The 26,251-nt window shown below is 70.4% G+C and carries 31 protein-coding genes and 1 pseudogene; 13 read left to right on the top strand and 19 right to left on the bottom strand.

Annotation, left to right across the window (positions count from 1 at the left end; translation table 11 throughout):
* Positions 1–134: 134 nt before the first annotated feature.
* Entirely contained in the window at positions 135–953 is an 819-nt protein-coding gene (locus LAJ19_RS03960; RefSeq protein WP_349774824.1) for a YdcF family protein, read from the bottom strand.
* A gap of 26 nt (positions 954–979) precedes the next feature.
* Here LAJ19_RS03960 and LAJ19_RS03965 point away from each other — a divergent pair, with 26 nt between their 5' ends.
* Positions 980–1,603: a DUF305 domain-containing protein gene (locus LAJ19_RS03965; RefSeq protein WP_225477008.1), complete on the top strand. Its 624-nt coding sequence runs from the start codon at positions 980–982 to the stop codon at positions 1,601–1,603.
* 57 nt (positions 1,604–1,660) lie between these two features.
* On the opposite strand, the gene LAJ19_RS03970 is transcribed toward LAJ19_RS03965, so the two are convergent.
* The gene (locus LAJ19_RS03970) at positions 1,661–3,175 is read right to left on the bottom strand and encodes a glycine--tRNA ligase (RefSeq protein WP_225477009.1); all 1,515 of its coding nucleotides are present in this window, start codon (positions 3,173–3,175) and stop codon (positions 1,661–1,663) included.
* Between the two features lie 223 nt (positions 3,176–3,398).
* Here LAJ19_RS03970 and LAJ19_RS21895 point away from each other — a divergent pair.
* A pseudogene (locus LAJ19_RS21895) lies at positions 3,399–3,827 on the top strand (HD-GYP domain-containing protein); the annotation flags it as partial.
* Positions 3,828–3,937: 110 nt separating this feature from the next.
* Here the strand turns inward: LAJ19_RS21895 and LAJ19_RS03975 are convergent.
* Positions 3,938–4,402 (bottom strand): hypothetical protein, encoded by a 465-nt coding sequence (locus LAJ19_RS03975; RefSeq protein WP_225477010.1) that lies wholly within the window; start codon positions 4,400–4,402, stop codon positions 3,938–3,940.
* A gap of 163 nt (positions 4,403–4,565) precedes the next feature.
* Between LAJ19_RS03975 and LAJ19_RS03980 the strand changes: the two genes are divergently transcribed.
* From LAJ19_RS03980 to LAJ19_RS04000, 5 genes are all read left to right on the top strand, one after another.
* Entirely contained in the window at positions 4,566–5,099 is a 534-nt protein-coding gene (locus tag LAJ19_RS03980) for a hypothetical protein (protein ID WP_225477011.1), read from the top strand.
* Positions 5,100–5,224: 125 nt separating this feature from the next.
* Positions 5,225–6,439, top strand: coding sequence for a helicase domain-containing protein (locus LAJ19_RS03985; RefSeq protein WP_225477012.1), 1,215 nt, complete (start codon positions 5,225–5,227; stop codon positions 6,437–6,439).
* On the top strand, positions 6,412–7,206 hold the full coding sequence (locus LAJ19_RS03990) for a helicase domain-containing protein (RefSeq protein WP_225477013.1): 795 nt from the start codon (positions 6,412–6,414) through the stop codon (positions 7,204–7,206). Before LAJ19_RS03985 ends, LAJ19_RS03990 begins: the two co-directional genes overlap by 28 nt.
* The gene (locus LAJ19_RS03995; protein ID WP_225477014.1) at positions 7,203–7,388 is read left to right on the top strand and encodes an ATP-binding domain-containing protein; all 186 of its coding nucleotides are present in this window, start codon (positions 7,203–7,205) and stop codon (positions 7,386–7,388) included. The genes LAJ19_RS03990 and LAJ19_RS03995 overlap by 4 nt, the downstream gene beginning before the upstream one ends.
* Before the next feature lie 101 nt (positions 7,389–7,489).
* On the top strand, positions 7,490–7,699 hold the full coding sequence (locus LAJ19_RS04000) for a hypothetical protein (RefSeq protein WP_225477015.1): 210 nt from the start codon (positions 7,490–7,492) through the stop codon (positions 7,697–7,699).
* Between the two features lie 56 nt (positions 7,700–7,755).
* On the opposite strand, the gene LAJ19_RS04005 is transcribed toward LAJ19_RS04000, so the two are convergent.
* Positions 7,756–8,430, bottom strand: a complete 675-nt coding sequence (locus LAJ19_RS04005; RefSeq protein WP_225477016.1) for a c-type cytochrome — start codon at positions 8,428–8,430, stop codon at positions 7,756–7,758.
* Positions 8,431–8,511: 81 nt separating this feature from the next.
* On the opposite strand from LAJ19_RS04005, the gene LAJ19_RS04010 reads away from it, so the two are divergent.
* Complete coding sequence (locus LAJ19_RS04010) at positions 8,512–9,252, top strand: helical backbone metal receptor (protein WP_225477017.1); 741 nt, start codon at positions 8,512–8,514, stop codon at positions 9,250–9,252.
* A gap of 15 nt (positions 9,253–9,267) precedes the next feature.
* On the opposite strand, the gene LAJ19_RS04015 is transcribed toward LAJ19_RS04010, so the two are convergent.
* Genes LAJ19_RS04015 through LAJ19_RS04030 form a run of 4 tightly spaced genes read right to left on the bottom strand, consistent with a single transcriptional unit; the run spans position 9,268 to position 11,716 of the window.
* Positions 9,268–9,864: a TetR/AcrR family transcriptional regulator gene (locus tag LAJ19_RS04015; protein ID WP_225477018.1), complete on the bottom strand. Its 597-nt coding sequence runs from the start codon at positions 9,862–9,864 to the stop codon at positions 9,268–9,270.
* Positions 9,865–9,898: 34 nt separating this feature from the next.
* Positions 9,899–10,564, bottom strand: coding sequence for an LrgB family protein (locus LAJ19_RS04020; RefSeq protein WP_225477019.1), 666 nt, complete (start codon positions 10,562–10,564; stop codon positions 9,899–9,901).
* A gap of 28 nt (positions 10,565–10,592) precedes the next feature.
* Positions 10,593–10,991: a CidA/LrgA family protein gene (locus LAJ19_RS04025; RefSeq protein WP_225477020.1), complete on the bottom strand. Its 399-nt coding sequence runs from the start codon at positions 10,989–10,991 to the stop codon at positions 10,593–10,595.
* Between the two features lie 11 nt (positions 10,992–11,002).
* The gene (locus LAJ19_RS04030; RefSeq protein WP_225477021.1) at positions 11,003–11,716 is read right to left on the bottom strand and encodes a 5'-methylthioadenosine/adenosylhomocysteine nucleosidase; all 714 of its coding nucleotides are present in this window, start codon (positions 11,714–11,716) and stop codon (positions 11,003–11,005) included.
* An 81-nt stretch (positions 11,717–11,797) separates the two neighbouring features.
* Between LAJ19_RS04030 and LAJ19_RS04035 the strand changes: the two genes are divergently transcribed.
* Complete coding sequence (locus tag LAJ19_RS04035; protein WP_225477022.1) at positions 11,798–12,991, top strand: MalY/PatB family protein; 1,194 nt, start codon at positions 11,798–11,800, stop codon at positions 12,989–12,991.
* A gap of 60 nt (positions 12,992–13,051) precedes the next feature.
* On the opposite strand, the gene hisG is transcribed toward LAJ19_RS04035, so the two are convergent.
* Positions 13,052–13,690, bottom strand: coding sequence for an ATP phosphoribosyltransferase (gene hisG / locus LAJ19_RS04040; protein WP_225477023.1), 639 nt, complete (start codon positions 13,688–13,690; stop codon positions 13,052–13,054).
* Positions 13,687–14,871 carry an ATP phosphoribosyltransferase regulatory subunit gene (locus LAJ19_RS04045; RefSeq protein ID WP_225477024.1) on the bottom strand — a complete coding sequence of 395 codons (1,185 nt, stop codon included), beginning with the start codon at positions 14,869–14,871 and terminating at the stop codon, positions 13,687–13,689. Before LAJ19_RS04045 ends, hisG begins: the two co-directional genes overlap by 4 nt.
* A 98-nt stretch (positions 14,872–14,969) precedes the next feature.
* Here LAJ19_RS04045 and LAJ19_RS04050 point away from each other — a divergent pair, with 98 nt between their 5' ends.
* Together LAJ19_RS04050 and LAJ19_RS04055 are read left to right on the top strand one after the other, a co-directional pair.
* Positions 14,970–15,539 carry a hypothetical protein gene (locus LAJ19_RS04050; RefSeq protein WP_225477025.1) on the top strand — a complete coding sequence of 190 codons (570 nt, stop codon included), beginning with the start codon at positions 14,970–14,972 and terminating at the stop codon, positions 15,537–15,539.
* A 69-nt stretch (positions 15,540–15,608) separates the two neighbouring features.
* Positions 15,609–16,199 carry a DedA family protein gene (locus tag LAJ19_RS04055; RefSeq protein WP_225477026.1) on the top strand — a complete coding sequence of 197 codons (591 nt, stop codon included), beginning with the start codon at positions 15,609–15,611 and terminating at the stop codon, positions 16,197–16,199.
* A gap of 61 nt (positions 16,200–16,260) precedes the next feature.
* On the opposite strand, the gene LAJ19_RS04060 is transcribed toward LAJ19_RS04055, so the two are convergent.
* The 8 genes from LAJ19_RS04060 to LAJ19_RS04095 all read right to left on the bottom strand — a co-directional run bounded on the left by LAJ19_RS04060 (position 16,261) and on the right by LAJ19_RS04095 (position 24,025).
* On the bottom strand, positions 16,261–17,859 hold the full coding sequence (locus LAJ19_RS04060; protein WP_225477027.1) for an alpha-amylase family glycosyl hydrolase: 1,599 nt from the start codon (positions 17,857–17,859) through the stop codon (positions 16,261–16,263).
* A gap of 100 nt (positions 17,860–17,959) precedes the next feature.
* Positions 17,960–19,102: an LCP family protein gene (locus tag LAJ19_RS04065; protein ID WP_225477028.1), complete on the bottom strand. Its 1,143-nt coding sequence runs from the start codon at positions 19,100–19,102 to the stop codon at positions 17,960–17,962.
* A 53-nt stretch (positions 19,103–19,155) separates the two neighbouring features.
* Positions 19,156–19,722, bottom strand: coding sequence for a GNAT family N-acetyltransferase (locus tag LAJ19_RS04070; protein WP_225477029.1), 567 nt, complete (start codon positions 19,720–19,722; stop codon positions 19,156–19,158).
* A 65-nt stretch (positions 19,723–19,787) separates the two neighbouring features.
* Positions 19,788–20,267, bottom strand: a complete 480-nt coding sequence (locus LAJ19_RS04075) for a hypothetical protein (RefSeq protein WP_225477030.1) — start codon at positions 20,265–20,267, stop codon at positions 19,788–19,790.
* A gap of 72 nt (positions 20,268–20,339) precedes the next feature.
* Positions 20,340–22,565, bottom strand: a complete 2,226-nt coding sequence (locus tag LAJ19_RS04080; protein WP_225477031.1) for an AAA family ATPase — start codon at positions 22,563–22,565, stop codon at positions 20,340–20,342.
* A 13-nt stretch (positions 22,566–22,578) separates the two neighbouring features.
* Positions 22,579–22,896 carry an ATP-dependent Clp protease adapter ClpS gene (clpS, locus tag LAJ19_RS04085; protein ID WP_225477032.1) on the bottom strand — a complete coding sequence of 106 codons (318 nt, stop codon included), beginning with the start codon at positions 22,894–22,896 and terminating at the stop codon, positions 22,579–22,581.
* Between the two features lie 114 nt (positions 22,897–23,010).
* Complete coding sequence (locus LAJ19_RS04090; RefSeq protein ID WP_225477033.1) at positions 23,011–23,568, bottom strand: desiccation-associated late embryogenesis abundant protein; 558 nt, start codon at positions 23,566–23,568, stop codon at positions 23,011–23,013.
* 76 nt (positions 23,569–23,644) lie between these two features.
* Complete coding sequence (locus LAJ19_RS04095; protein WP_225477034.1) at positions 23,645–24,025, bottom strand: hypothetical protein; 381 nt, start codon at positions 24,023–24,025, stop codon at positions 23,645–23,647.
* 92 nt (positions 24,026–24,117) lie between these two features.
* Between LAJ19_RS04095 and LAJ19_RS04100 the strand changes: the two genes are divergently transcribed.
* Together LAJ19_RS04100 and LAJ19_RS04105 are read left to right on the top strand one after the other, a co-directional pair.
* On the top strand, positions 24,118–25,086 hold the full coding sequence (locus LAJ19_RS04100; protein ID WP_225477035.1) for a DUF1517 domain-containing protein: 969 nt from the start codon (positions 24,118–24,120) through the stop codon (positions 25,084–25,086).
* 93 nt (positions 25,087–25,179) lie between these two features.
* On the top strand, positions 25,180–25,506 hold the full coding sequence (locus LAJ19_RS04105; RefSeq protein WP_225477036.1) for an HNH endonuclease: 327 nt from the start codon (positions 25,180–25,182) through the stop codon (positions 25,504–25,506).
* A gap of 4 nt (positions 25,507–25,510) precedes the next feature.
* Here the strand turns inward: LAJ19_RS04105 and LAJ19_RS04110 are convergent, their stop codons facing one another.
* Entirely contained in the window at positions 25,511–26,200 is a 690-nt protein-coding gene (locus LAJ19_RS04110) for a c-type cytochrome (RefSeq protein WP_225477037.1), read from the bottom strand.
* Positions 26,201–26,251 lie beyond the last annotated feature (51 nt).

Below are 26,251 nucleotides of genomic sequence, written 5' to 3' on the forward strand. Positions count from 1 at the left end.
GCGTGAGCGTCCACAGGGGGCCGCCAGGGTGCTCAGTGCAGGCGGTCTGGGCTCTGACTGCGGTCTTGGTGAGCCTGGGGCAGGCCGGGCACGCCCCGGCGACCGGCGCGTCGCCCCGACGACCCGCTCCGCACCTAACGTTCCGGGGTGCCGCCAAGGTCCGCCTTCACGCGCGACAGAACCTCGTACGCCAGGATCCGGGCGGCCCACAGGCGGTCGGCGGGGTGCGGCAGCGTCGGATCGAAGCGGGGCTCCGGAGCCGCCACGCTCGTCACGCGAAGGCCCGTCGCCCGGAACAGCGCCGCAGCGCGCCGGGAGTGACTGGGCGAGGTGACCAGCAGGGCGTGCGACCACCGCCGGGCCCGCGCGAGGTCACGCACGCGCGCCGCCTCGTCCCGGGTGGTGGTGACGTTTGCCAGGGTCAGCACTTCAGGTCCGCTGTCGGGGTACAGCGCGCCTGTGACGCCGCGCGCCAGGCCGCTGAGTTTCGGGCAGTCGCGCGGGCCGATCAGGCCGGACTGTTCCGACACCGTGATGACCGGCGCGTACCCGGCGCGCCACAGTTCCAGGCCGCGTACGAGCCGGGCAAGACTGCTGGCTTCCAGGGCGCCCGGCCCGCACTGCACGCCGCCGCCAAGAACCACAATCACGTCCGCGTGCCGCGGCGGTTCACTCAGGGTCAGTGCCGCGAGCGGGCCGCGCAGTACCGGCGTGAGCAGGCACGCGGCCAGCCCCGCCGTGAGCAGCGCGGCCCCCACCTGCAGGGCCACGCGCGACGCCCGGAACGCGCCCGCCACGCCGCCCAGCACAATCAGCGTCAGCAGCAGCGGGGCGGAGGCCCGCACGTCTCCCATGAACGCCGCCAGAACGGACAGGCCCGCCGCGATGGCCGCGCCGCCTGCCACCTGCTTTGCCGGATGCACGCGCATGCGGGGCAGTTTAACGGCGATCACCCGGCCCGCTCCTATACTCCGCAGTGATGACCCGCCGCCCGCCGCCCGTCCTGCTGACCCTCGCCGCCCTGTCGGCCCTGCTGATCCTCGCCGCGCTGCTGTTCGGCCCGCGCCTCGTGCCCCCCGGTGAGACGAGCCGGGAGGTGAGGTTCGTTCGGGAGATGATCCAGCATCACACCCAGGCGATCGACATGGCCACCCGCATCCGCGACCGCACCAGGAACGCGGAACTGCGGACCCTGGCGCTGGACATCATGCTCAGTCAGCAGGAGCAGGTCGGGCAGATGCACGGCTGGCTGACCCTCTGGGGGCGCCCCTGGGCCGGGGAGGGCATGAGCGCCGGGCACGCCCGCGCCATGGGTATGGCGACGCCGGCCGAGGTGAACCGCATCACGGCGCTGCCCGAGGGCCAGGCCGAGGTGACGTTCCTGCAACTCATGACCCGCCACCACCAGGGCGCCCTGCAGATGGTGACCCCCGTGCTCAGGAGCGGCGTGCGGCCCGAAGTTCAGGCGCTGGCCCGGCAGATTCAGGCGGCGCAGAGCGCCGAGATCACCCTCATGACGCGCCTGCTCGGCGGCCGGGAGGCGCAGCCTCTGCCATCGCCGGCCGGCATGCCCGGCATGAACATGGGCGGTCACGAGCACTGACCGCCGGACACAGCGGCCCCCGCACCGACTGGTGCGGGGGCCGCTGTGTCCGGGGACCTACTTCAGCTTCGCCTGAAGGTACGTGCTCAGGTCACTGATCTTCACGCGTTCCTGCGCAAGCGTATCCCGGTCCCGCACGGTCACCGTATCGGTCAGGCTGGCGTCCTCGCCCTTGCCCACCGTGTCGAAATCCACGGTCACGCAGTACGGGGTGCCCACCTCATCGTGCCGGCGGTACGCCTTGCCGATGTTCCCGCTGTCTTCCAGCAGGATGCGGCCCAGGCCGAGTTTCTGAAGGTCGCTCTTGATGCTGCGCGCCAGGTCCACGAGTTCGGGCTTGTTGCGCGCCAGCGGAATGACCGCCACCTTGATGGGCGCAAGGTGCGGGCGCAGCTTCAACACGATGCGCTCGTTGCCGTTCTCCAGTGTTTCCTTGGTGAAGGCCTCGCTCAGCACGGCCAGCATCGCGCGGTCCACCCCTGCGGACGGCTCAATCACGAACGGCACCACCGGCTTGTTCGTTTCCGGGTGCGGAATGGTGAGTTTCGCAATGGAGTCCAGGTTCTCCTCCACCCGCGCCACAAGGTTCAGTTCCCCCTGCGCCTTGGTGTGGCTGCCCAGGTCGTAGTCGCTGCGGTTGGCGATCCCCTCGATCTCCTCGTGCCCCAGGGTGGGGTAGTCGTACATCAGGTCGTACGTTCGCTTGGAGTAGTGCGCGAGGTCCTCCTTGGGCACGTCGAGAATCTCGATCTTCCCGCGGGGCACGCCCTGCGCTTCCCACCACGCCAGGCGCCGTTCCAGCCAGTGCTGGTGCCACTCCTCGTCCGTACCAGGGGCGCAGAAGAACTCGATTTCCATCTGCTCCAGTTCACGCACCCGGAAGATGAAGTTGCGGGGCGTGATCTCGTTGCGGAACGCCTTGCCGATCTGCGCAATTCCGAACGGCAGGCGGCGGCTGGTGGAGTCCACGACGTTCTTGAAGTTCGTGAAGATGCCCTGCGCGGTTTCCGGACGCAGGTACCCGTAGCTCTCGTCGTCCGCGACCGGACCGATGGTGGTCTTGAACATCATGTTGAACGGCTTGGGGTCCGTCCACTCGCCCACCTCGCCGCTGAACGGATCACGCACACCTGCGGCGCGCAGCGCCTCGCTGGCCCGCGCGGGGCTGGCGTTCAGGGCCGCCACGAGCGCCGGGAAGTTCTCCGCACTCTCGCCCATCGCTTCGGCCACCCGGGCGATCACGTCCGCCTTCTGGTCCTTGACGAGGTGATCAAGGCGGTAACGTTTGTTGTTCTTCTTGTTGTCCACCATCGGGTCACTGAAGGTCGCCTCGTGGCCCGAGTGGCGCAGCACCTGGCGGTGCATGATGATGCTCGCGTCCAGGCCCTCCATGTCGTCGCGCTCGTACACGTTGCTGCGCCACCACGCGGCCTTGATGTTGTTCTTCAGTTCCACGCCCAGCGGACCGTAGTCGTAGAAGCCCTGCAGGCCCCCGTAGATCTCACTGCCCTGGAAAATGAAGCCGCGGCGTTTGCACAGGCTGACGAGTTCTTCCATCGATTGTGCGGGCATACGTGTCTCCTTGAAAGCCACGCGCAGCAGGCGTCCCCAGACGGGCCGCTGCGGCGCGGGCTCGTCTGGGGACGCATGAGGTCACGCGCGGTTCCACCCCAGTTCCCACCACCGCACTCCGCGGCCACAGGTGGGCACTTTTGTGTGTTGGTTGTGCTCCCCGCCGCCCTTCACGGCCCGCCACCCGCCCGACTCTCACCGTCACGGGCTCGCTCCTGGGTACGTGCGCCGCTACTCCTGCGGATCAACGCCCCCTCAGTGTGCCGCCGGGCAGGGGAGAGGGTCAAGCCTCCCCCGGTCCGGGCCACGCCGCGCGCCGACCTTCAGGTTCAGGCCCGTCAGCGTTCTGGCGGACGCCCCCTCCTCAAGTCCGCTCGCCTCACACCGGACGAGTTCGGCGTGGTCAGGACCCACGCCGAGGTGGGCGCCGCCGTTCCTGACGGCAGCACCTCGCCCCTCATGGACCTCGCCCACGGCCCTCACGCACCATAATCGCGGGGACGGGACCGGCTCCCCCCGGCGGCCTGAAAGGCGAGGCCATCGCCCCCCCGGCCGGCTCGTGGCCGTCGCGGACGTTCCTGACGCCCTTACGAGCGAGCGCCCCTCCAGACCTGCGTGGCCCCTGGCGGAAGCCATAAACGAGATCCGCGCCCAGGCCGGCCGTGAGACCTGCGCGTGGTCGTGGCCCTCGACACCACTGTCCGGAGCGGCGTCACTTAAAGCCCCGCTTGCCGCGGGCCTTTACCGCCGGGCTCAGGAGGGTCAGCGCAGCGGGAAATTCATGCGCACTTCAACGCTGGACCGCGCGCCCAGCCGCAGCGCACCCTCCAGATCAACCCCGCCGAACGCAGCGCCGTACACGCCGTGCAGATTCGCCGCCAGCAGCGGACTGTACACGGCCAGAGGCAGCCCACCAGCTGTGGACTCACGGCTGAGCAGAAGGCCCGTTCCCACGCCCACCCCGGCGTACCGGTCTGCGCCGAGAGACCGCAGGTGGGTGACGTCAGCCCGGAGCCACGGCCGGCGCCTGAAGGGCGAGGGCCGGGTGTTCAAGGAGACGCCCAGCGTACCCCGCCAGCGCCCGCCGCCCTGCCACGCCGACAGAACGGAGGCGTGCACGCCCCCCTCAGTGCCAACCGGGCCCGCCGAGCCACTCAGGCCCAGGTGAATCTGCGCTCCTGCGGTAGACGCGCACATCAGCGCCCCCAGACACCACCGTTTCCACATGCTCCGAGCGTAGCGGATCAACGGCTGCCCCCGGCAGGAGGGCGCGTCCTGCGCAGGAGGCCGGGGGGCCGGCCCCCGCCGCGTGAACCCTGATGGGGGGGTCCCCCAGGCCTGCATCATGTGAGGCATGAGGAAGCGCTAAGCAGTGCTAGCGTTCACCTGTATGCGCCTGCTTCCCCTGACTGCCGCTCTGCTTGCCTCCCTGACCGCCTGCACTTCCGTACAGCCCGGAACTGCGGACTACGTGCCGCTGGTGCAGACGTCCGCCGCCTCGGTAGCGCGCCTGGCCCCTGGCCAGACGCTCTACGTCCAGTACCGGTATCCGCGTAACCTGCTGGAGGAGGATCAGGAGTACGATCAGTACTTTGACGCGCTGGCCTTCGATTACTCCCCGGCTTCGCGCGTGAACGGCAACGTGCCCAGCCCGGTCAAACCGGCAGACTGGCTGAAGCTGCAGGCCGTCGAGGCGCCCAAGGGCGTCACGATCAATGTGCAGAAGGTCAATGTGGTGCGTGAGGTGACCAAGACCACGGACTCGGACAGTGGCGTCAACGTGAAGTACTACGAGGTGTTCCGCGTGACGTACAAGATTACGGCCGCTGCGGATGCCAAGACCGGCGTCGACACCGCCAAGGTGACGTTCAACGACGGGAAGCGCACGCCGGACGTGATGGTGTTCCTGAACGTGACGCAGTGACCTGACCGCCACCCGGCGACAGAGGCAGGCCCCCGCACGTGGACGGGGGCCTGCCTCTGTGACGCCGCGTGCGCGGTCTGCTGGCCGCGCGGTGGGGTGGCCCCTCATCCCGTATTCTGTGCGTTATGCCTGTTGCGGAATCACGTCCGGAAATCCACCCGGATTTTGAAATAGAGAAGGAGCACCTGAAAGAAACGGTCGCGGCGATGCTACGGCAGATCGAGTTCTGGGAGGACCGGGACCGGCAGATGGGCGCGGACCTGGAAACCAGCATCATCCTCGGTGATCAGGCGGAGGAATTCGCGGCGCTGCTCTCACCGCACGTGCACCAACCCTACTTCGGAAGCCTCAAGGTCCGCGTGGCGGGCCGGGAACAGACGCTGTACGTCGGCAAGCACGGCTTCCGGGACGTGAAGGGACCGTACTCGGTGGTCAGCTGGGACAGCGAGGTGGGCAGTCTGTTCTACTCGCAGGCGCTGGGCTGGACGCCCCGGCGCGGAAGTGCCGGCGTGATCCGGCGGCGCCGTCAGCTGGACGTGCACCAGAAGACGCTGCTTCGCGTGACCGACCTGTACGACGATGAGCAGGGCGGGGACACCGGCGGGCGGGAAGAGGTGCTGCTGCGCCGGCTGAACGAGAGCAGCACCGCCGGCATGCGGGACGTGGTGGAAACGCTGCAGCCCGAGCAGAACGAAGCGATGCGGCACCCGGCAGGCGTGCCGGTCATCATCCAGGGTGCGGCGGGGTCCGGCAAGACGACCATCGGGTTTCACCGCCTGGCGTGGATGATCAACGCGGACCGCGGCGCGCACCGGGCGCGGCCGGAGGCGTGCATGGTGCTGATGCCGAACCGGGTTCTGGCGACGTACGCCGCGCGCATCCTGCCGGAACTGGGCATTGAACGGGTGGTGGTCACCACCCCGGAAGCCTGGGCCACAGGGCTGCTGGGTCTGGAGAAGCTGGAGGTCACGGACCGGACGCTGAGCCTGCTGCTGACCGACCGGGACAACACCAGGCGGGCGCTGGCGTGGCGCCGGGCGAAGCTGCTGGGGACGCGCGGATGCTGGACGTGGTCCGCACGCATCTCTGGAACCGCTTTAACGCGGCGCTGCGGGGGCTGGCGCTGCACGAGACGGTGGCCGTGCGGGGCCGGGACGCGCAGGTGTTCACGCTCGACGAGGCGGCGCTGGCCGCCCTGCTGCGGGACGTGTTCGCGGCCGATCCTCTGGACGGCTACCGGGCAGGCATGCGCCGCGCGGTTGAAGCCCGGGCCCTGGAGTTCCTGCGGGTTCCGGAGGATGAGGAACCCAGTGTGCGCCGGCAGCTGGCGACGCCGCTGACGAGCCTGCTGGGCCGCATTTTCGCCACGACGACGCCCATTACTGAGGCGCGGCGCCTGCTGGGCAGTCCCGCGGACCTCGCGGCGAGCGGGCTGCTGACCGAGCGGGAGATTGCGCTGCTCGGCACCGATCCGCTCAGTGGGATTCCCACCCCCCGGCGGGCCAACGCGGACGTCACGGAACTGCCGCTGATGCTGGCGGTGCAGGCGTTCACAGGGGGCATCGGGCGGCTGGACGGGCGGACGCTTGAACCGTTCGATCACGTGGTGCTGGACGAGGCCCAGGACTACTCGCCGCTGCTGTACGCGCTGCTGGGCCGCGCGACGCGGCCGGGGCATATCACGGCGCTGGGCGACATGAACCAGGGCATGCACGGCTACAAGGGGCCGAGCTCGTGGGAGGCGGTGCAGGCGCAACTGCCGGGCGCGCAGGTGCTCACGCTGGGCCGCACGTACCGGTCCACGCGGCAGATCACCGAGCTGGGCGCGCGGATCGCAGCGACGTACAACCGCGCCGCGGCGGTGCAGGGCGTGGACCGGGACGGGGCGGAGGTGCAGCGGTACACGGCCCCGTCCGGCAGCCTGAACGGGGAACTGCCCCTGATTGCGCGGGCCGTGAAGGACGCGCAGGCGGCCGGGCACGTGAATATCGCCATTGTCACGCGCCGCGGCGTGGAGGCCGAGCGCCTGGCCGAGACGTTGCGGGAGTTCGATACGGACGCGCAGCCGATCACGAGTCAGGAGCACCGGTTCCGGGGGGGCTGGTGATTCTGCCTGTGAACCTCGCCAAGGGGCTGGAGTTCAGCGCGGCGATCGTGGCAAGTGCGAACGCGGAAACCTACGATGAAAGCACCGAGTACGAGCGGCGGCTGCTGTACGTGTCCGTGAGCCGCGCGCTGCACTGGCTGGCGCTGGTGAGTGTGGGGGACCTGCACCCCCTGATCGCCTGACATCAGGGCACCGTTGCGCCCCCGGCCGGGCCGGCCTCTGCCTGAGGGCGCCTTTCGGCGCGGCTCACCCGCACCGGCCGGGGGGCGGAGCACAGTGGGGCATGGATGATCAGAAAACCACGGGCGGGCTGCCGGAGGACACCGGCAACAGCATGAGTGAGCGCAGCGTGCAGGGCGAGTCCGGCACCGGTGAGACCGACACCCCGGTGGCGAGCGGCCACACGGCCGGAAGGCGCGAGGCGGAGGACCAGCCGGACGCCGGTGCGTCCGGCACGACCTTCGATGCGGGCAGCAGCATCCCGGGCCGCTGAACAGAGGCAAGGCAGGCGCCCCGCTTTCCTGTGCGGGGCGCCTGCCTTGCGTGGGATCAGTTCTGGGTTTTCAGGAACCAGTACACGTTGGCAATATCCGAATCGGTAAGTTGCGCGTCTGTGAACCGGGGCATCACGGCGCTGAGTTCACGCTCGGGCGTCTTGCCCTCGCGCAAGGTGGTGGTGAACTGCGCCAGCGTCCAGGCCTTCGGGCCGTCCGCGTTCACGAGGCTGGGGCCCACGCCGCCCTTGGCTTCTGCGCCGTGGCAGCCGGCGCAGTTGCTCGCGAACGTCTTCGCGCCGGCCTGGCCGTCGCCCTGGGTTTCGGCGCCTTCGGCCATTTCGGCGGGCTGCTGGCCGGTCTGCCCCGAATCATCCTGGTCCAGGTCGCTGCCTTCGGTGGTGGCGCCGGACGGCTGACTGCCCGTGGCGGTGCGGCCGCTGGCGGCCACGGCGCCTTCCTCACCGCTCTGCGTGCCGCCGGTCGTGTCGGCCATCACGTTGCCCTGGGGTTGGGTGGGGTTCTCTGCGCCCACCGCGGTGGTCGTGGAGCTTTCCGGGCTGGGCGGCTCGTCGCTGTTGCGCGCGGCGTTCCCTTCGGTGGTGCCGTCCCCCCGCGGTTTCTCATGGCCGGCCTCCTCGTGGTGCACGGCGGTGTTGTACCCGGCGATGGAACCGCCGATGGTCAGCGCCAGCAGCAGCGTGATGGTCACGACGAACGTGTTCTTCATACCCCGAGCCTACCATACGGTCAGGGGTCGTTTGCCCGCGCCAGAGCGCACTTCCCCGCTCATGTGCCCTACACTGCGCACATGCCAGAGCCGCGCCTCGCCAGCCTGACGTGCAGCAATACCGACATCCTGCACGCCCTGGGTGCCACCGACCGTCTGGTTGCCGTAGACAGCCACAGCGACGCACCCGGCCTGGGACACGCCACCCGCCTGGGACCAGATCTGAACATTGACGTGGCCGCCCTGAGCGCCGCCCGGCCGGACCTGGTGCTGGCCAGCCTCAGCGTGCCCGGCATGGAACGCGTGGTGCAGGAGGTGCAGGCCGCGGGCCTCACCACCGTGATTCTGGATCCCACGAGCGTCCCGGAGACGGCCGCCACAATCCGGCAGGTGGGAAAGCTGCTGAACCTCACCGCGCGCGCCGAGGAGGTGGCGGCCGCGCTGGAAGCTGAACTGGCCGCGCTGCACCGCGCGTGGCCGGTCACGCCGCGCGTCCTGGTGGAATGGTGGCCGAAACCGATCATTGCGGCCACCCGCGACTCCTGGGTTACCGACCTGCTCGCCAGCCTGGGCGCCGTGAACGCCCTGGCAGAGCGGGCCGGGCGCAGCAGTCCCCTCACGCTGGAGGAGGTGCGTGCCGCCCGGCCTGACCTGATCGTGTGCTCATGGTGCGGCGCGAAGAAACTCCGCCCCGAGGTGATTGAGGCGCGCGGGCTGGGCGTTCCGGTCGTGGCCGTGCCAGAAAGCGGCCTGGGCCGCCCGGGGCCCCGCCTGATCGAGGGCGCCCGGCAGATCCGCGCGGCCCTGGACCGCCTGCCCTGAGGTCCGGCCTGCGGGTCAGGTGACCTGGGGTGACCAGCCCAGCAGGGCCCGCAGGCCGGTGACGCAGTCCGCCCGGTACTGACCGAGGTCCGGGTCCGGGTCGGCCAGGAAGCGCACGCTGAGGCCCTCGACCAGCGCCCGCAACAGGCGCGCCCGGCCCGGCGCGCCCTCGGCCCCGGCCAGGCGCGCCAGTTCGAGATCCACGGCCAGAGAGTCAGCCAGAAAGGCGCGCTGCATGGTCATCAGGTCCGGGTCGCGGGTGGCGGCGGCCAGAAAATCCAGGGACACGGTGTAGAAGCGCCGGGTGTTCACCAGACCGTAGAACTGGTTGTCCACGTACGCGCGCAGCTTTGCCTCCGGCGTGGTCGCCTGCCGCACGGCCCGGCGCGTGGCCACCGCAATGGTCCGCGAGAAGCGGCGCATCACGGCGCTGAGCAGCCCGGCGCGACTGCCGAAGTGGTACACCAGCGTGCCGCGGCTCACGCCGGCGTGCGCGGCGATGTCGGCCAGGGTCACGCCCGCGTAGCCACGCTCGTACAGAGCGAGGTACGCGGCTTTCTCAAGAGCGGCGCGGCGCTGCCGGTCCTGAATGGGGTTGACCTTTCGCGCCATTGCCGCTCAGCATCCCGGCTGCGCGCCCCGCGCGTCAAGGCACCTGTGCGAGCAGGGCCACCACCAGCGTCACGGTGAGGGCAGCGAGACCCATGCCGATCGAGGAGGCCGCGCCGGTCAGGGCTCCCTCCTCGCGCGCGCGCGCCGTGCCGATGCCGTGCGCCACGGCCCCCATCGCCACGCCCCGCGCCAGCGGGTGCCGCACGCCCAGCACACTCAGCGCCGCAGGCAGCAGCAGCGCCCCCACCAGACCGGACAGGACCGCGAGCGTGGCCGCCAGGGCGGGCGGAGCGTGCGTGAACGGCGCCAGTTGCAGCGCGACCGGGCTGGTGGCCGGCGCGGTGCTCAGGGCGCGCTGCGCGTCCATGCTCAGGTGCAGGGCGCGGGCCAGAATGGTGTCGGTGAGAACGCCCAGCAGCGTGCCGCTCAGGCCACCCAGCAGCAGGGCCCGCCACTGCCGCGCCAGCAGCGCCCGCTGGCGGTACAGCGGCACGGCCAGCGCCACCACTGCCGGCGCGAGCAGGGCCGTCAGGGCGTCCACCTCGCGCAGGTACGCGGGGTAGGGCACCCCGGACACCAGCAGGGCCAGGGCCACCAGCAGCGTGCCGATCAGGGTGGGGTTGGCAAGCGGGGAATGCGCGCGCGCCTGGGCCAGGACCCCCGCGGTGAAGGCCAGCAGCGTCACCGCCACCCAGATCATGGAGCGCCCCGGCCCGCACCTGGGCCAGTCACGGCGCGCCGTCGTCCGTGCGGAGCAGGCGGGAGGCCAGCAGGCCGGCCGCGCCCGCACCAATGAGCAGGCCCGCCGTCATGACCAGCAGCCACAGTGCCCACTGCGCCCCCGCGCCCAGGAACTGCAGGAAGCCTACGGTGGCCGGAATGAACAGCAGCCCCAGGATGCCCAGCAGGCCATCGGCGGCGTCGGCGATCCAGTGCAGCCGCACCGCGCCGGTGCCCAGCGCCGCCCACAGCAGCACCAGCCCCACCACCGACCCGGGCAGCGGCAGGTGCAGCGCGCCGGTCAGCGCCTGTCCGGCCGCGGCGAAGGCCAGGAGCACGCCCAGGCCCAGCACAAAGCGCGCGGGCGCGGCCAGCCGGGCCGTGAATTCCCCGTGGGAAGCAGACACCGGACGCGGGCTCAGGCGCCCGGCTGGCCGCCCGCCTGGGCGTGCAGCTGGGCCAGCATGCCGCGCACCACCTGTTTGGCGTGCCGCGCCACCCGCGGCATGAACTCCCGGTAGTCCACCTGGGCGTCGTGGTCAGCAGTGTCGCTGACCGAGCGGATCACCACGAACGGCACGCCTGCCTTGGCGCACACCTGCGCGACCGCCGCGCCCTCCATCTCCGCGCAGGCCGCGCCGAAGGTGGTCCACAGGCGCTGCACGCCCTCGCTGGACGCGATGAACTGATCCCCGCTCGCCACCCGGCCGTCGAGCACGCGCACGCCGGGCACCTCGCGCGCGGCCGTCAGGGCCGCCTCGCGCAGCGTGGGGTCCGCCGGCCACGTGGGCGTCTCGCCGGGCACCGTGCCGGCCGCATACCCCAGGGCCGTCACGTCCACGTCGTGCTGCACGCAGTCCGTGCTGACCACGATGTCCCCCACCTGCAGTTCCGGGTGCACGCCCCCGGCCACACCCGTGAAGATGACGCGGGTGGCGCCCTGCATCAGCAGGTACGTGGTGGTCATGGCGGCATTCACCTTCCCGATGCCGCCTTTCGTGAGGAGCACCGGCACGCCGCCCAGCGTGCCGCGGTGCAGGGTCACCCCCGGAAAGGCCAGGTCCTCACGGGAGTGCAGGTCCGCGAGAAGCAACTCGATTTCTTCGTCCATCGCGCCAATGATCGCCAGCATTCCTGCCAGTGTAGCCCAGCGGTCCGCGCCGCCCGGCGCGGGTGGTGGCTCACCTCATGGGCGCGGCGTATGCTCGGCGGCATGACGGACACCACCAGCCGCAACCCGCGGGACACCCTGGACGTGAGCGCCCTGCGTCACCCTGACTCCCTGAAGTGGACCCTGTACGCCGAGGACGTGATTCCCATGTGGGTGGCGGACATGGACTACCCGGTTGCGCCGCCCATCATGGCGGCCCTGCGCGAGCGCCTTGAGCAGGGCCTCGGGTACGCACAGCTGCGCGGCGACCGCCGCCTGACCAGCGCCCTGAGTGCGAAGCTGGCCGCGCAGGGCCTCACGGACCTGCCGGACGATGGCGTGACGTTCCTGCCGGGCGTCGTGCCGGGCATCTACGCCGCCGTACACGCCCTGACCAGCCCCGGCGAACCGGTGGTCACCATGACCCCGGTCTACCACCCGTTCCACCTCGCGATCACGCAGCTGGGCCGCCGCGTGGCCGGCGTGCCCCTGCGCGACGCGGAGCAGGGGTACGAGATCAACTGGGCCGCCATGGACGCCGCTTCGCGCGGTTCGCGGCTGCTGCTGCTGTGCCACCCGCACAACCCCACCGGGCGGGTGTGGACCGCCGAGGAACTCCGGCGCCTGCGGGACCTGGTGCTCGCCCGCGACCTGTTCGTGATGAGCGACGAACTGCACGCCGACCTGCGTTTTACCGGCGAACCGTTCGAGGCGTTCGCCGCCGACCCGCGCGTGCAGAGCCGCACCATTACCCTGACCGGGCCGTGCAAGGCGTTCAACACGGCCGGCCTGGGAATCGGCGCGATGATCAGTCACAACGCGGCCCTGCTCGGGCGCGTGCGCGGCGCGGCCGGCGGCCTGATGGGCCACGAGAGCGCCCTGAGCATCACCATGTGGCGCGCCGCCCTGGCAGAGGGCGGCCCGTGGCTGGAAGAAACCCTGGCTTACCTGCAGGACAACCGCGACTTCCTGAGTGCGTACCTGCGTGAGCACCTGCCCTGGGTGCGTTTTCACGTGCCGGAAGCCACCTACCTCGCGTGGCTGGACCTGCGCGCCCACCCGCGCGCCGGGGACATCCAGGCGTTCCTGCTGGAAGAAGCCCGGGTGGCGATTCATGACGGCCCGCTGTTCGCCCCGGAAGGGTTCGGCGCGCAGTACCAGGGGTTCATCCGCCTGAACTTCGCGACCAGCCGCGAACTGCTGCGCGAGGCCCTTGACCGGATGGCCGCCGCGCTGCGCCGCGATCAGCCCGCCTGAGTCAGGCCCCGCGGCGGGCCGGGAAGCTGATGACCGCCCGGCCCGCCGGATGGAACGCGCTCAGCCCTGGCCGGTGAGGGTCCGCAGCTGCTCAATCAGGGGCCGCAGGCGGGCCCGGCGGATTTTCAGCGCGGCGCGGTTCACGATCAGGCGCGCGGTGGAGTGAAACAGCACATCGACCTCCTCCAGGTTGTTCGCCCGCAGGGTGCTGCCCGTCTGCACGAGGTCCACCACGGCGTCGGCGAGGCCCGTAAGGCACGCCAGCTCGATGTTCCCGCTGAGTTTCACGATCTCGGCCGGAATCCCGCGCGCGTTCAGGTACGCCCGCGCCGCGCGCGGGTACTTGGTGCCCACCCGCGCGATGTCGCCGCCCGCACCGACTTCCCGGATCAGGGACAGGCGGCACCCCGCGAACCGCAGATCCACCGGTTCGTACACCGTGCGGCCCGATTCGATCAGCACGTCCTTCCCGACGATGCCGGCGTCTGCGACGCCCAGATCCACGTACACCGGCACGTCCTGGTTGCGCAGTTCCAGCACGGTCACGCCCGGGAACTCGTGCCGCAGCGCCCGCGACTTCTCGGGGAGGGTCAGGGGCAGGCCCGCCTGTGAAAGCAGCGCAATGGCGTCTTCCAGGATCCGGCCTTTCGGAAGGGCCAGCGTCAGGTGATCTGCGCCGCGTGCCGGGGCGGGGGTCACGGCGTCACCTCGTCAGGCGCCTGAAGCGTGACAGCACCCTCTGCCGTGCGGGCCCAGCGGCGAATGCCGCGCGCCGCACTGAAGGCCCGCAGTTCATCGCGGTTATCGGTCCAGGCAAGTTCGGCGTGCAGACCCTGCGCGCGCGCCGCTTCGGCCGCCGGAAGGTCCAGGGCCAGCACCACCTCGGGTTCAGGCGGCAGGTCACCCGCCAGGGCGCGCATCAGCCGCTCCAGGCCCAGCGCGAAGCCCGCGCCGGGCAGCCCGCCCTCCAGCGCGTAGCGGCCGCCGCCCAGCACCGGCTGGTTCAGGCCGGGCGCGTACGCCCGGAAGGTCACGCCGGTGTAGTAGTCATAGCGGCGGCTGACCCCCAGGTCGAACAGCAGCGGCCCGCCGTACAGGGCGGCCACGCGGCGCAGGTGCCCCACGGCTTCCTGCGCCCGCTCACCCTGCGCGAGGGCCTGCGCGGCGTCCAGCACCTCAGGCCCGCCGTACAGGTCCGTCAAGGCGTGCAGGGTCCGGCGCGTCTCGCCGCCCAGACCGAACTGCTCGCTGAGCAGGTCCACGTCCGCGCCGCTCTTGCGGTCAATGGCGTCGTGCAGCGCCGCGCGCGCCGCGCCATGCAGCCCGGCGTCTTCCAGCACCGCGTCTACGTACCCGGGGTAGCCGACCTCCAGTGCCGCGTGCACACCGACCTCCCGCAGCGCAGCTGCCGCGAGGTGCAGCAGTTCCGCGTCCGAGGCGGGGGTCGCCACGCCGATCAGTTCCACGCCCAGCTGGTTGAATTCCCGCAGGCGGCCCAGTTCGCTGTTCAGGGCGCGCAGCCACAGCCGCCCGGCATACTGAAGGCGCAGCGGGAACGGCCCGTGCGGGAAGCGCGTGCGGACCAGCCGGCCCACGGCGGTGGTGAACTCGCTGCGCAGCGCCAGCACCTGCCCGCCCGAATCAATCAGTTTGAACGCCACGGCGTCCTGCGGGTGGCTGGCGCTGGCGTACTCCAGCGCGGGGACCTCCACGCCCCGGTACCCCCAGCGGCCGAACAGGGCCGAGAGGTGCGCGCGGATCGCTTCGCGCTGCGCCCACTCGGGCGGCAGCACGTCCCGGGTGCCTTCCGGAATGGACGCCGTGAACCGGGGCAGGCCCGGCAGGTCAGGGGAACTCGGGGAACGGACGGACGAACTCACGCCGGGCATTCTAAGCGCCGCGCAGGCGCCCCGGGTCACGCCCGGCTGCACAGCGTGCCCGGGCGCGCCGGAGGCCACGCTGCGTATACTGCGCCCGTATGCGCCCTGTTCACCTCGCCCTGCTGGGGGCCGCCCTGACCCTCGGACTGGGCAGCTGCGCCCGCACCACCGACACCTTCACCCCGCGGATCAGCGTGACCAGCGCCCAGAATGTCAGCCGCGAGAAAAGCTTCCTGGTGCAGGGCTACGTGCTGGACGACACCGGCGTGACCAGCGTCACCGTGGACGGCAAGGCCGTTCCCGTTCAGGCCGGCAGCCGCAAGATCGCCAGGTTCCAGTTTCAGGCGCTGCTGTCCACGCCCACCGGGCGGTACACCATTGCCGCGCGTGACGCCGCCGGGAACGAGGCGAAACTGGTGTTGCCGGTCACGGTGGATCCCCTGCGGCCCACGGTGAAGGTCACGCGCTTTGAACGCAGCGGCAGCGTGATCCGCGTGGCGGGCGTCGCCACGGACAACGTGCGCGTGGCGCAGGTCAGCGTGGACGGCAACCGCCTGAACATCACGCCTGGACAGAAGGTGGAGTTCTACGCCGAGACGACCGGCATCTGGGCAGATATCGTGGTGACCGACACGGCCGGGAACACCACGAACACGCGCGCACGCTGAGTCCGCCTGCGGCCTCTGCACCTTGCGGCGGACGCGGGCGGGGGGGCCGGCGCGCTAGCCTGCGCAGGTATGCACGACCTGACCAGCCTGATCCTCTCGGCCTCCTACGTGGGCCTGTTTGCCATTGTGTTCGCGGAGACTGGCCTGCTGCTGGGCTTCTTTCTGCCCGGCGACAGTCTGCTGCTGGCGGCCGGGGTGCTCGCGGCAGGCGGGGCGATCAGTCTGGGCGGCGTGATGGCCGCCGTGGTGGTCGGCGGCGTCCTGGGGTGTGTGGCGGGCTACCTGATCGGGCAGCGGTTCGGCCCACGCGTGTTCAGCAACCAGAACGCGCGGTACTTCAAGCCGGAGTACATCACCCGCGCCGAACTCTTCTTCGCGCGCTACGGGTGGCTGGCCGTGATCCTGGCGCGGTTCGTGCCGGTCGTGCGCACCCTCGTGCCCACCATGGCCGGCGTGAGCCGCATGCCGCTCGCGCCGTTCACGCTGTACAACGTGGCCGGCGCGCTTCTGTGGGGCGTGAGTGTGCCGGCCCTGGGGTACTACCTGGGCGGCCTGATTCCGGACCTGGACCGCTACATCCTGGCCGTGGTGGGCGCCATGGTGGTCCTGAGCGTGGTGCCGGTGGCCGTGAAGGTGTGGCGCAGCCGCCGGGCAGCCTGAACCGCAGCGCAGGGCGGCCCCCGAATTCACCGGGGGCCGCCCTTCACGTGTGCGCGGACGATCAGGCTCGCAGGAGTCGGGCCTCGTTGGGCCGCAGCGGCGCGCCGCTGAGCGGCTGGTCTCCCAGGCTGCTGAGCAGGGTTTCCCCGCGGGTCAGGTCAGGCAGGTCGTGGCTTTCGCCGCTGAAGTTCAGCAGGACCGTCAGGCGCTCACCGTGGCCTTCACGGTGGAAGGCGAAGACGGTGTCCGAGCTGTCCACGCTGCGGTAGGTCCCGTCCACAAGCGCCGGGTGCGCCGCGCGCAGGCGGGTCAGGCTGCGGAAGTAGTTCAGGTCGCTCTGGGAGTCGGCCTCCTGGGCCTGCACGTTCACCTGCGCGGCGTCGTCGGCCAGGGGCAGCCAGGGCGTGGTGCCGGGCACACTGAACCCGGCGTTCGCGCCGGCGTCCCACTGCATGGGCGTGCGCTCCGGGTCGCGGCCGGCCTCCGGGCTGTCGGGCTGTTGCAGGGCCGCCGGATCCATGATCCGTTCGGGAGGAATAGGAACATCCCGCATGCCGATCTCGTCGCCGTAGTACACGGTGGGCGTGCCGCGCAGCGTCAGCAGCAGGGTCTGGGCCACACGGTACTGCGCGTCACCCACGCGGGTGCGGAAGCGGTGCTGGTCGTGGTTGCCCAGCACCCAGTTCGGCCAGGACCGGGTGCTCAGGCACGCGGCGTCGTAACTGTCCGCGAACGCGCGGACCTGCGGCGCCTGCCACGGCATGAGGATCAGGTGGAAGTTGAACGGCAGGTGCACCATCTGCGCGTCCTCCGTGCCGGCGTAGGGGAGAAGCTGCTCAACGGGCAGGTAGATCTCTCCCACCATCATGCGGTCGGGGAATTCGTCGAGCACGGCGCGCATCTCACGGATGTACTCGTGCGTCTCCGGCTGGTCCTGGGTGTAGGGGTGCAGCAGGCTCCAGTGCTCCGGCTGGCCGGGCTGCCAGTTGGGGTTGGCGGGTTCGTCCAGGTACCGTTCGTCCTCGGCGAGCAGCCAGATGACGTCCACGCGGAAACCGTCCACGCCGCGGCGCATCCAGAAGCGCAGCACCTCGAACATCGCTTCGCGCACGGCGGGGTTGCGCCAGTTCAGGTCCGGCTGGCTGGGCAGGAACTGGTGCAGGTAGTACTGGCCGCTGACCTCGTCCAGTGTCCACGCGGGGCCGCCGAAGAAGGACTTCCAGTTGTTCGGCGCGCCGCCGCCAGGGGCCGGGTCACGCCACACGTACCAGTCGCGTTTCGCGTTGTCCTTGCCTTGCAGCGCCTCCTGGAACCACGCGTGGTCCGAGGACGAGTGGTTGGGCACGTAGTCGAGCATGACCTTCAGGCCCAGACGGTGCGCCTCGGCCACCAGGGCGTCGAAGTCCTCCAGCGTGCCGAACAGCGGGTCGATGTCGCAGTAGTCGGCCACGTCGTACCCGAAATCCCGCATGGGGCTCCTGAAGATGGGGGAGAGCCACACCGCGTGCACGCCCAGGCTCGCCACGTACGGCAGGCGGCGGGTGATGCCGCGCAGGTCGCCCACACCGTCGCCGCTGTCGTCCTGGAAGGAACGCGGGTAGATCTGGTAGATGATGCCGCTCTGCCACCACTTCAGCTCACCGGTCAGGGAGGAGGTCATGTTCAGCACACTACCTTCTGAATCGTTTCAGATCAAGGGGGCAAAGAAAAGGGCGAGAGGTGCACTCCTCATGCCACCCTCTCGCCCGTCTCTGCTGCACTCAGGGCGCGGGCGTGTCCGAACCCAGCCGCACCGTTACGTCCGCGCCGGATGCCAGCGTCTGATCCGTGACCGTCCCGAAGCCCACGTCGCGCAGCACCCGCGCCGCCGCCGCGCCCGACGCGGTCGTTTTCGCAGGGCCGCGCTTCTCGTTCACAATCCAGACGTTCGCATACCCCAGCCCCTCCAGTCGCTCCTTCAGGCGGCGGGCGCTGCCGTCCGGGGCGTCCATGTTCACGACCGCCACCCCCAGGGAACGCGGATCGTTCGGGTCACGGAAGTTCTTGGCGATCAGCGTGCCCAGCGCCGCCCGGTCCACCTCCCAGATGCTCGCCGCGCCCCGGTACCCGAAATCCCCCGGCACCTGATGCGTCTTGATCTTCACGCCGCTCAGGCCCGCGCCCATCAGCGCCCCCACCTGCGCGCGGGTCAGGTTCGACTTCATGTTCCGGTCCACCGCCGCGACCATCAGCGGGAGCCGCCACACGTTCAGCGGGTTGCGCACCTGCGCGCCCAACGCGCCCACAAACTGCTGCTGCCGCGCGATCCGCCCGATATCGCCCAGGTTGTCGTGCCGGAAGCGCAGGAAGCCCACCATCTGCTCGCCGTTCAGACGCTGCCGCCCGGGTTTCAGGTCAATGTGCAGCTTCCCGGCGTTGTCGTCGTACTTCATGGCCTGCCCCACATCCACCGTCACGCCGCCCGCCGCGTCCGTCAGGGCCGGCACAGCATTCAGGCTCAGCAGCGCGTAGCCGTCGACGGGCAGGCCGGTCAGGGCCTGCACCGACCGCATCAGCATCTCCGCGCCCCCGTGCACGTTCGCGCTGTTGATCTTGCCCCAGCCGAACCCCGGAATGTTCACCCAGGAGTCCCGCGGAATGCTCAGCAGGTTCACGCGCCCGTCCGGCCACGCCTGCGCGAGCATCAGCGTATCGGTGCGCGTGTCGTAGTTCTCCGGTTTCGGCGGGTAAGGCCACACGGCCGCCTTGTCGTCGTAATCCACGTCCACGCCGGCAAGAACCAGCGTGACCGGCCCGTCCACCTTGCGGGGCAGGGTGCCGTAACGGGCGAGAAACGGGGCGGCGGGTGACGCAACTGCCACCACGCCCGCCAGGGCCACGAGAACAACAGCAGCAGGGCGCACGCGCGGAGCATACCGTCCCCGCCCGCCCGGGGAATCAACCCTAAGGGCGAGGTTCAGACCAGTGCCCGCACCAGGTGCGTGTACGTTCCGCCTGCCAGCCTCCGCGTTCCTGCCGGGCGGAACCCCAGTCGGCCGTACAGGCGCGCGGCAGGATTGCCGTCCTCGACCAGCAGCCCCACCTGGGTCAGGCCCAACCCGGCGGCCCGGTCGGCCGCCGCCGACAGAAGCAGGGTGCCCACCCCCTGCCCGCGCGCCCCCGGGAGAACCGCGAGCGTATCCACGTACAGCTCGCCGGGTGTGCCCTCGGATATCACCTCGCCCGGCAGGCCCAGGGCACGCAGCCGCTCACGGAAAGGCTCGTCGAGCCGCGCAGCGTCTGCGCCTGCGTACGTGACCGCCAGCCCCAGCGGCTGCCCGGCCCGCTCGGCGATCAGGACGTTCTGGTGGCTCAGGCGGTTGTCCCGCAGCGGAAAGAACCCCAGCAGCACCCGCTGCGCTTCCGTGGCCGAGGACGTCGCCGTCAGGGCCAGGCCGATCTTCCCGATCGTCTCCTGGATCAGCGGCACGGCGAACGCCGCGTCGAACGGCCGCGCGGGACGCACCGTCACGGGATCACTCACCCGCCGAGCATAGCGTGCACAGCAACACCGGGCCCCATACCACAGAGCCCGGTGTCGATGACCGCTCAGTTCAGGGTGATCTTGCTGGCCACGAGGTTGTCGCCCTCAACGGCACCCTCGACCGCCACGCTGGCGTCTTTGCGGTCCGTCCCGAAGAACTCCTCGGCGGTGGTGGCGCCTCCCTCAAAGGTGGTCGTCTCGGACACCGTCACGTTGTAGTTCTTGTCGTTCTCGCTCAGGCCGAAGGTCTGGGCCGTTCCGTCGAAGGTGGTGACCTTGCCTTCCAGGCCGTCACCCGCAGCCATGTCCACCTCCTCGCTGGTGGTGGCGCTGTCGTCGTTGCTCATGGTGCTGTCGCTCGCGTCGGTGCCCGTCTCAGTGGCGGCCGTGTCCGTGCTGGTCGTGTCCGTCGAGGCGGTGTCGGTCGTGCCGGCGTCCGTGCTGGTGGTGGTCGTCGTGTCCGTCGTGGTCGTGGTTTCATCCTGCTTCGGAGCGCAGGAGGCCAGGAGGGCCGCAGTCAGGAGAGCCAGCAGGGTGGATTTCATGGCAGTCATCTTCCCGGGTTGTTTTCAGCAGCACGTGAGGGTAATCCCAGTGGGCCTTTACGTCCCCCACACTCAGGCAAAGGTGAATGCGCCGGCAGCGTGATCGACCAGAACAGAACCGCCAGCCTTCAGCGGCCCGAACAGCAGGCGGTCTGCCAGGGGCCGTTTCAGGTGCTCCTCAATCACCCGGGCCAGGGGGCGGGCGCCCATCAGGGGGTCGTAGCCCAGCTGGGCCAATCGTGCCCGGGCGGCCGGCGTGACCGTCAGCGCCACCTGACGCTCGGCCAGCTGAAGCTGCAGTTCGCGGATGAACTTGTCCACCACTCCGCCCATCACGTCCGGTGACAGCGGCTCGAAGTGCAGGACCGCATCAAGCCGGTTGCGGAACTCTGGCGTGAAGGTCCGTTTCACAGCCTCAGACTCCTCGCCGGCCCGCCCGACCCGCCCGAAACCCAGCGCAGGCCGCGACGCGTCCGCCGCGCCGGCGTTCGTGGTGAAAATCAGCAGCAGGCCCCGCCCATCCACCTTCCTGCCGGTATGGTCGGTCAGCGTCCCGTGATCCATCAGTTGCAGGAACACGTTGTACACGTCCGGATGCGCCTTCTCAATCTCATCGAGCAGGACCACGGCGTGCGGGTGTTTGGCCACTGCGTCCGTTAGCAGGCCCCCCTGATCGAAACCCACGTACCCGGGCGGCGCCCCGATCAGGCGCGCCACGGTGTGCGCCTCCTGGTACTCACTCATGTCAAAACGCGCCAGGTGAATGCCCAGCCGGTCGGCAAGCGCGCGGGCCAGCTCCGTCTTGCCGACGCCGGTCGGCCCGGCGAACAGGAACGCCCCCTGCGGCCGCTGTGGGTCCCGCAGGCCCGCGCGGGCCAGCTTCACGGCGCTGGCCACAGCTGACACCGCGGCGTCCTGCCCGAACACCCGCAGGCGCAGGTCCTCTTCCAGCGTGGCGAGCGACGTGACCTCCTCGGCCTTCACCGCGCCCACAGGCACGCGCGCCATGCGCGCCACCGTTCCTTCCACGTCCGGCACGTCAATCACGCCGCCCCGCCCGGCGCTGCTGCGCGCCGCGCCCGCCTCATCCAGCACGTCAATGGCCTTGTCCGGCAGAAAGCGGTCACGCAGGTGCCGCACCGACAGCCGCACCGCTACCTCCAGCGCCGCCGGCGTGAACGTCACCCCGTGATGCGCCTCGTACCGCCCCGCGAGGCCCCGCACGATCTTCAGCGCGTCCTCCTCGTCCGGCTCCGGGACCTCCACCGTCTGGAAACGCCGCCACAGCGCCCGGTCCTTCTCCAGGTGCCGGAGCTCCGCGGGCGTGGTTGCGCCCAGTACCCGGAGCTTTCCCCGCGCCAGTGCCGGCTTCAGCAGGTTCGCGGCGTCCACGCTGCCCCCCTCGGTGGCCCCGGCACCCACCAGCGTGTGCAGCTCATCAATGAACAGCACCGCGTTCTGTCCGTCCAGCGCGGCCAGCACCGCCTTGAGCCGCGCTTCGAAATCCCCGCGGTACCGCGTTCCCGCGAGCAGCGCCCCCAGGTCCAGCGCGTACACGGACGCTCCTTTCAGGAACCCCGGCGCCTGCCCATCCACGATCCGCTGCGCCAGACCTTCCGCCAGCGCCGTCTTGCCGACCCCCGGCTCGCCCACGAGCACCGGGTTGTTTTTCCCGCGCCGGGCCAGCACGTGCGCCACCCGTTCAAGTTCCGCTTCCCGGCCGATCACCGGATCGAACTCCCCGGCGCGGGCCTGCGCGGTCAGGTCCGCAGCGTACGCCTCCAGCGGGTCCACTTCGGCCGCCTCACCGGACGGTTCCGGCGTCCCCGCGCCGTCCACGCCGGCCACGCGCCGCTCCCGCTCCCGGCCCGGCACCTTCGCCGCGCCGTGCGACACGAAATTCAGCATGTCCAGCCGTGACGCTCCCTGCGCCTCCAGCGCCGCCCGCGCCGGACTGTCATTCTCCTCGAGCAGTTCAACCAGCACGCGCGCGCCGTCGGCCTCCTCGTGCCCCTTGCCGCTGGCGTGCAGTTGCAGCACCGCGCCCTCCACGACCCGGTGGACGCCCAGCGTGAAGTCCGGCTCGCTGCCCGGCACCACCTCGAAATCAGAGAGCAGGCCGCGCAGGTCGTCGCGCAGCCGTTCCACGTTCACGCCCACCGCCAGCAGCGCCTCACGCGCCTCCGGGTCATGCGTGAGCGCCAGCAGCAGATGCTCCAGCGTCACGAATTCATGCCCGGCCTCCCGCGCGTAGTCCGCCGCGCGGCCAATCGTGACCTGCAGGTGATCTCCGATCACAGTGTGCTTCTCCTCATGCGTCTCCCTCCGGTTCCGCCACGACCCGCAGCGGGTGCCCTTCGCGGCGTGCGTGGGCCATGACCTGCGCCACCTTCGTTTCCGCGACGTCGCGGGTATACACGCCCGCGACGCCCTGACCCTTGTGATGCACGGCAAGCATGATCAGTTCGGCGTCCTGTTCCGCCTTGCGAAAGTAGCGGCGCAGAACCATCACCACGAATTCCATCGGGGTGTAATCGTCGTTCAGCAGCAGCACCCGGAACAGCCGGGGCCGCTGGGTGTGCGTGCGCTCCAGCGTCTGGGTACCTGAGTCGTGATCCCGGCGCGTCATGCCGGGAGTCTACCTGCCCGCCCGCCGCGCAGCAGGAACGGTCCTCACGGTCCTGCCCCAACAGGCTGGTCCCCTTCTTGGGGAAGGGGACCAGGGCGTGGGGCCTGCGGGGCGTCAGGGGTTCTTGGCGGTGCGGGCGGCGTCCTTGGCGTCGTTCGCGGTCTTCTGGACGTCGGCCTTGACCTCCGCCGCCTTGGCCTGCGCGTCGGCCTTGACCTCGGCCGCTTTGTCCTTGGCCGTGTCCTTCACTTCCGCCGCTTTGTCCTTGGCGGTGTCCTTCACGTCAGCGGCCTTGCTGCTGGTCGTGTGGGCCACCTCCCTGGCGGCGTCCCCGACCTTCCCGGCGGCGTCACCCACGGCAGACTTCACGTCGCCCGCCACCTCACGCGCCTTGTCGGCAGTGGCCTGCGCGCCGCCTGCCGCGGCGTCCTTGACTTCAGACGCCTTGTCGGCAATGACGGCCCCGGCATCCCGGGCGGCCTCCTTGGTTTTCTCCCAGCCTTTCGTAACGCTGTGCGAGACGTCCTGCGCGGCGTCCTTCAGGCCCAGTTCGGCCAGTTTGGCGTCCAGCGCGCGCCGGTTCTGTTCACGGCTGAAGTAATAGGCGCCGGCGCCCACCAGCGCGCCCAGCACCAGGAGGCGTTTCATGGGGAAATGACGATCGATGCTCATGAGAATCAGCCTACGCTGCGTTCATCCTGCACGGATGAGCCACGATTTACACGCCGTTCAGGCCCCGCCCGGCGGCTCAGCCGCGCAGGCCGGGCAGGGCCAGCCGGCGCGCCAGCGCCTCGCTCAGCAGCCACTCTTCCGGTTCGTCGTACCCCTGCACCTGCACCAGCACGCAGTCCCGTTCCAGATAGAACGCCACGATCTTCGCCCAGGCGTCCTCCTCACTGCCGGCCGTCTCCTCGATGTCCTGCAGGGTGCCCCACACGTCACCGTCCACCTCGCCGCTGCGCAGCGCCTCGGCATGCGCGCTGAGCGTCCAGGCGTCCACCTTCTCGTCCGGGGCGTAGGTCACGCCGGCCTCCCGCACGTCCAGGCGGTCGTCCCGCTCGAACAGCGTCGCCAGGAACGCCTCCCAGGCGTCAGCACTCAGGGTGATTACAGGGCCTTGATCGGTCACCGCACCAGCATACGGCCCGCAGCACGCCGTGAAGGTTTCGTGCAGGTGCCGCCCTGGAATACGTTCACGGCCCGGCCCGTACACTGAACCATATGGCCGCACAGACCACGCCCGGCGCTTCCGCCCGCCGCCTGCTGCTCGCAGGTGCGCTTCTCGTTCTGCTGGCCCTTCTGGCCGGCCTCGCCCAGGCGCAGTCCGGCGGGGGGTTCGGGGGGCGCAGCTCCGGCGGGTCCAGCAGTTCGGGCGGCGGCTACAGCGGCGGCAGCAGTTCACGCGGCGGCGGCTACGGCGGCGGGTACGGCGGCGGGTACAGCGGACCGATCATCATCAACAACGGCGGGTACGGCGGCTACGGGTACGGCGGAGGTGGCGGCGGCTTCGGCCTGATCGGCCTGCTGATCTTCGGCGCCGTGATCTTCATGGTGGTGGCCTCCATGCGCCGCAGCCTGGGCGGCGCGGGTGGCCTGCGCAGCCTGGGCGCCGTGAGCGGCACCGCGCAGGCGGTGTGCGTGCAGGTGCTCATGGCCGAAGGAGACGAGGTCAAACGCGCCCTGCAACGCGTGGCGCAGAGCGGCGACCCCGACACGAACGAAGGTCTGGCGCGCATGCTGCAGGAAGCGGCGCTCGTGGCGCTGCGCCACCCGGAACGCTGGGTGTACGGCAACGTGCAGCGTGCGCAGGGCTCCGCGAGTACCGCAGACAGTCAGGTGGGCGCCTGGGCCACCGAAGCCCGGGCGGCCTTCACGGAACAGACCACCAGCAACTACCAGAACCGCGATGTCAACACCGGCTACCAGCACCGCGAGGACTACGCGTTCCAGGGTGATCCGGGCGACCAGTACCTGGCCGTGACCATCACCGCCGCCGCGCACACCCTGGCCGGCCTGCCGCCCGCCGGAGTCACCACCGCACAGGAGGCCCGCGCGGCCCTGAGCGCCATCAGCAGCGTCGCGCCGGGCGACCTGATCCGCGCCGACGTGATCTGGAGCCCCGACGCCCCGGGTGAATTTCTCTCCGAGGACGAAGCCATCCGCAAGTACCCGAACCTCACGCGGCTGTAAGCGCTCGGAACTGCCGGCCCGCCGTGCCGGAGCGACTCTCCTGAAAGCGCGCGCACGGTTGATCACAACGAGGGGACCTATGCTGCGCGTCTGATGGCCCGCCGCCAGCCTGAATTCACCTGGCCCCCTGCACCCCGGCCCGAGGAGCCGTGCGCGCTGTGCAGCCGCACCGTGCCGAACCTCACCGAGCATCACCTGTTGCCCCGCTCGCAGGGTCGGCGGCAGGGTCTGCGCGTCGCGGATCTGCCCACCACGCGCCTGTGCCCGGCGTGCCACAAGTTCCTGCACCGCACGTTCACGAATGCAGAACTCGCCCGTGAGTACCGCGACCTTGAAACGCTGCGTGCCCATCCGGACGTGCACCGTTTCGTGGCGTGGATCCGCAAGCAGCCGGTCACGCGGGCCGTGCGTGTGCGCTGAGTAATTACTTCAGCGTGGCGACAAAGGCGGACACGGCACTCAGGTCGGCGTCCGACAGGGGTTTCAGGGCGATGCGCATGGCGTCCGGGTACGGAATGCCCACCACCGGCATGCTCTTGTACGCCTTCAGGGCGCTCAGCACGCTCTGCGCGCTGCGGCCCGTGAGGGCGGGAATCCCAAGGTTCTCTGCGCCCTGGCCGTCCTCGCCGTGGCATACCGCGCAGGCCAGCACGTCGCGTGCCGGGTCGCCTTCCAGGTAGAGGGCCCGGCCCAGCGCTGCCGGATCTCCGGGCGTGGCGGGTGCCGGGGGAACTGGTGTGGCTGGACTGGCGACCGGGGCCGTGGCGGGCGCGGCAGTCGGCCCGGCGTAGAAGGCGGAAACGTCCACGATGTCCTGGTCACTCAGGTGGGCCGCGACGCCCTTCATGACCGGATTCGGCCAGGTGCCGGAGCGGTAGGCGACCAGCGCCGCCTGGAGGTGCGTGGCCGATTCCCCCTTGAGGACCGGCGCGCGTCCCGTGGGTCCGTGGCAGCCGGCGCAGCTGCTGGCGAGGGTTTCCCCGCGCTTCAGGTCGGCCGGGCCGGCCTTCAGGGCTGGGGTGGCGGGCACCGGGCTGGTCTGGGCCAGGGCGCCGGCCAGGAGGGGGGCGGCGAGCAGGGCCATGGTGGAAAGGGAAGGGGGGTATCGGCGCATGCGAGTCTCCAGAACAACAGGGCGGGAAAGGTGTGGCAACGGCCATGCAGA

It is taken from the genome of Deinococcus taeanensis, assembly GCF_020229735.1.
GTDB lineage: Bacteria > Deinococcota > Deinococci > Deinococcales > Deinococcaceae > Deinococcus > Deinococcus taeanensis.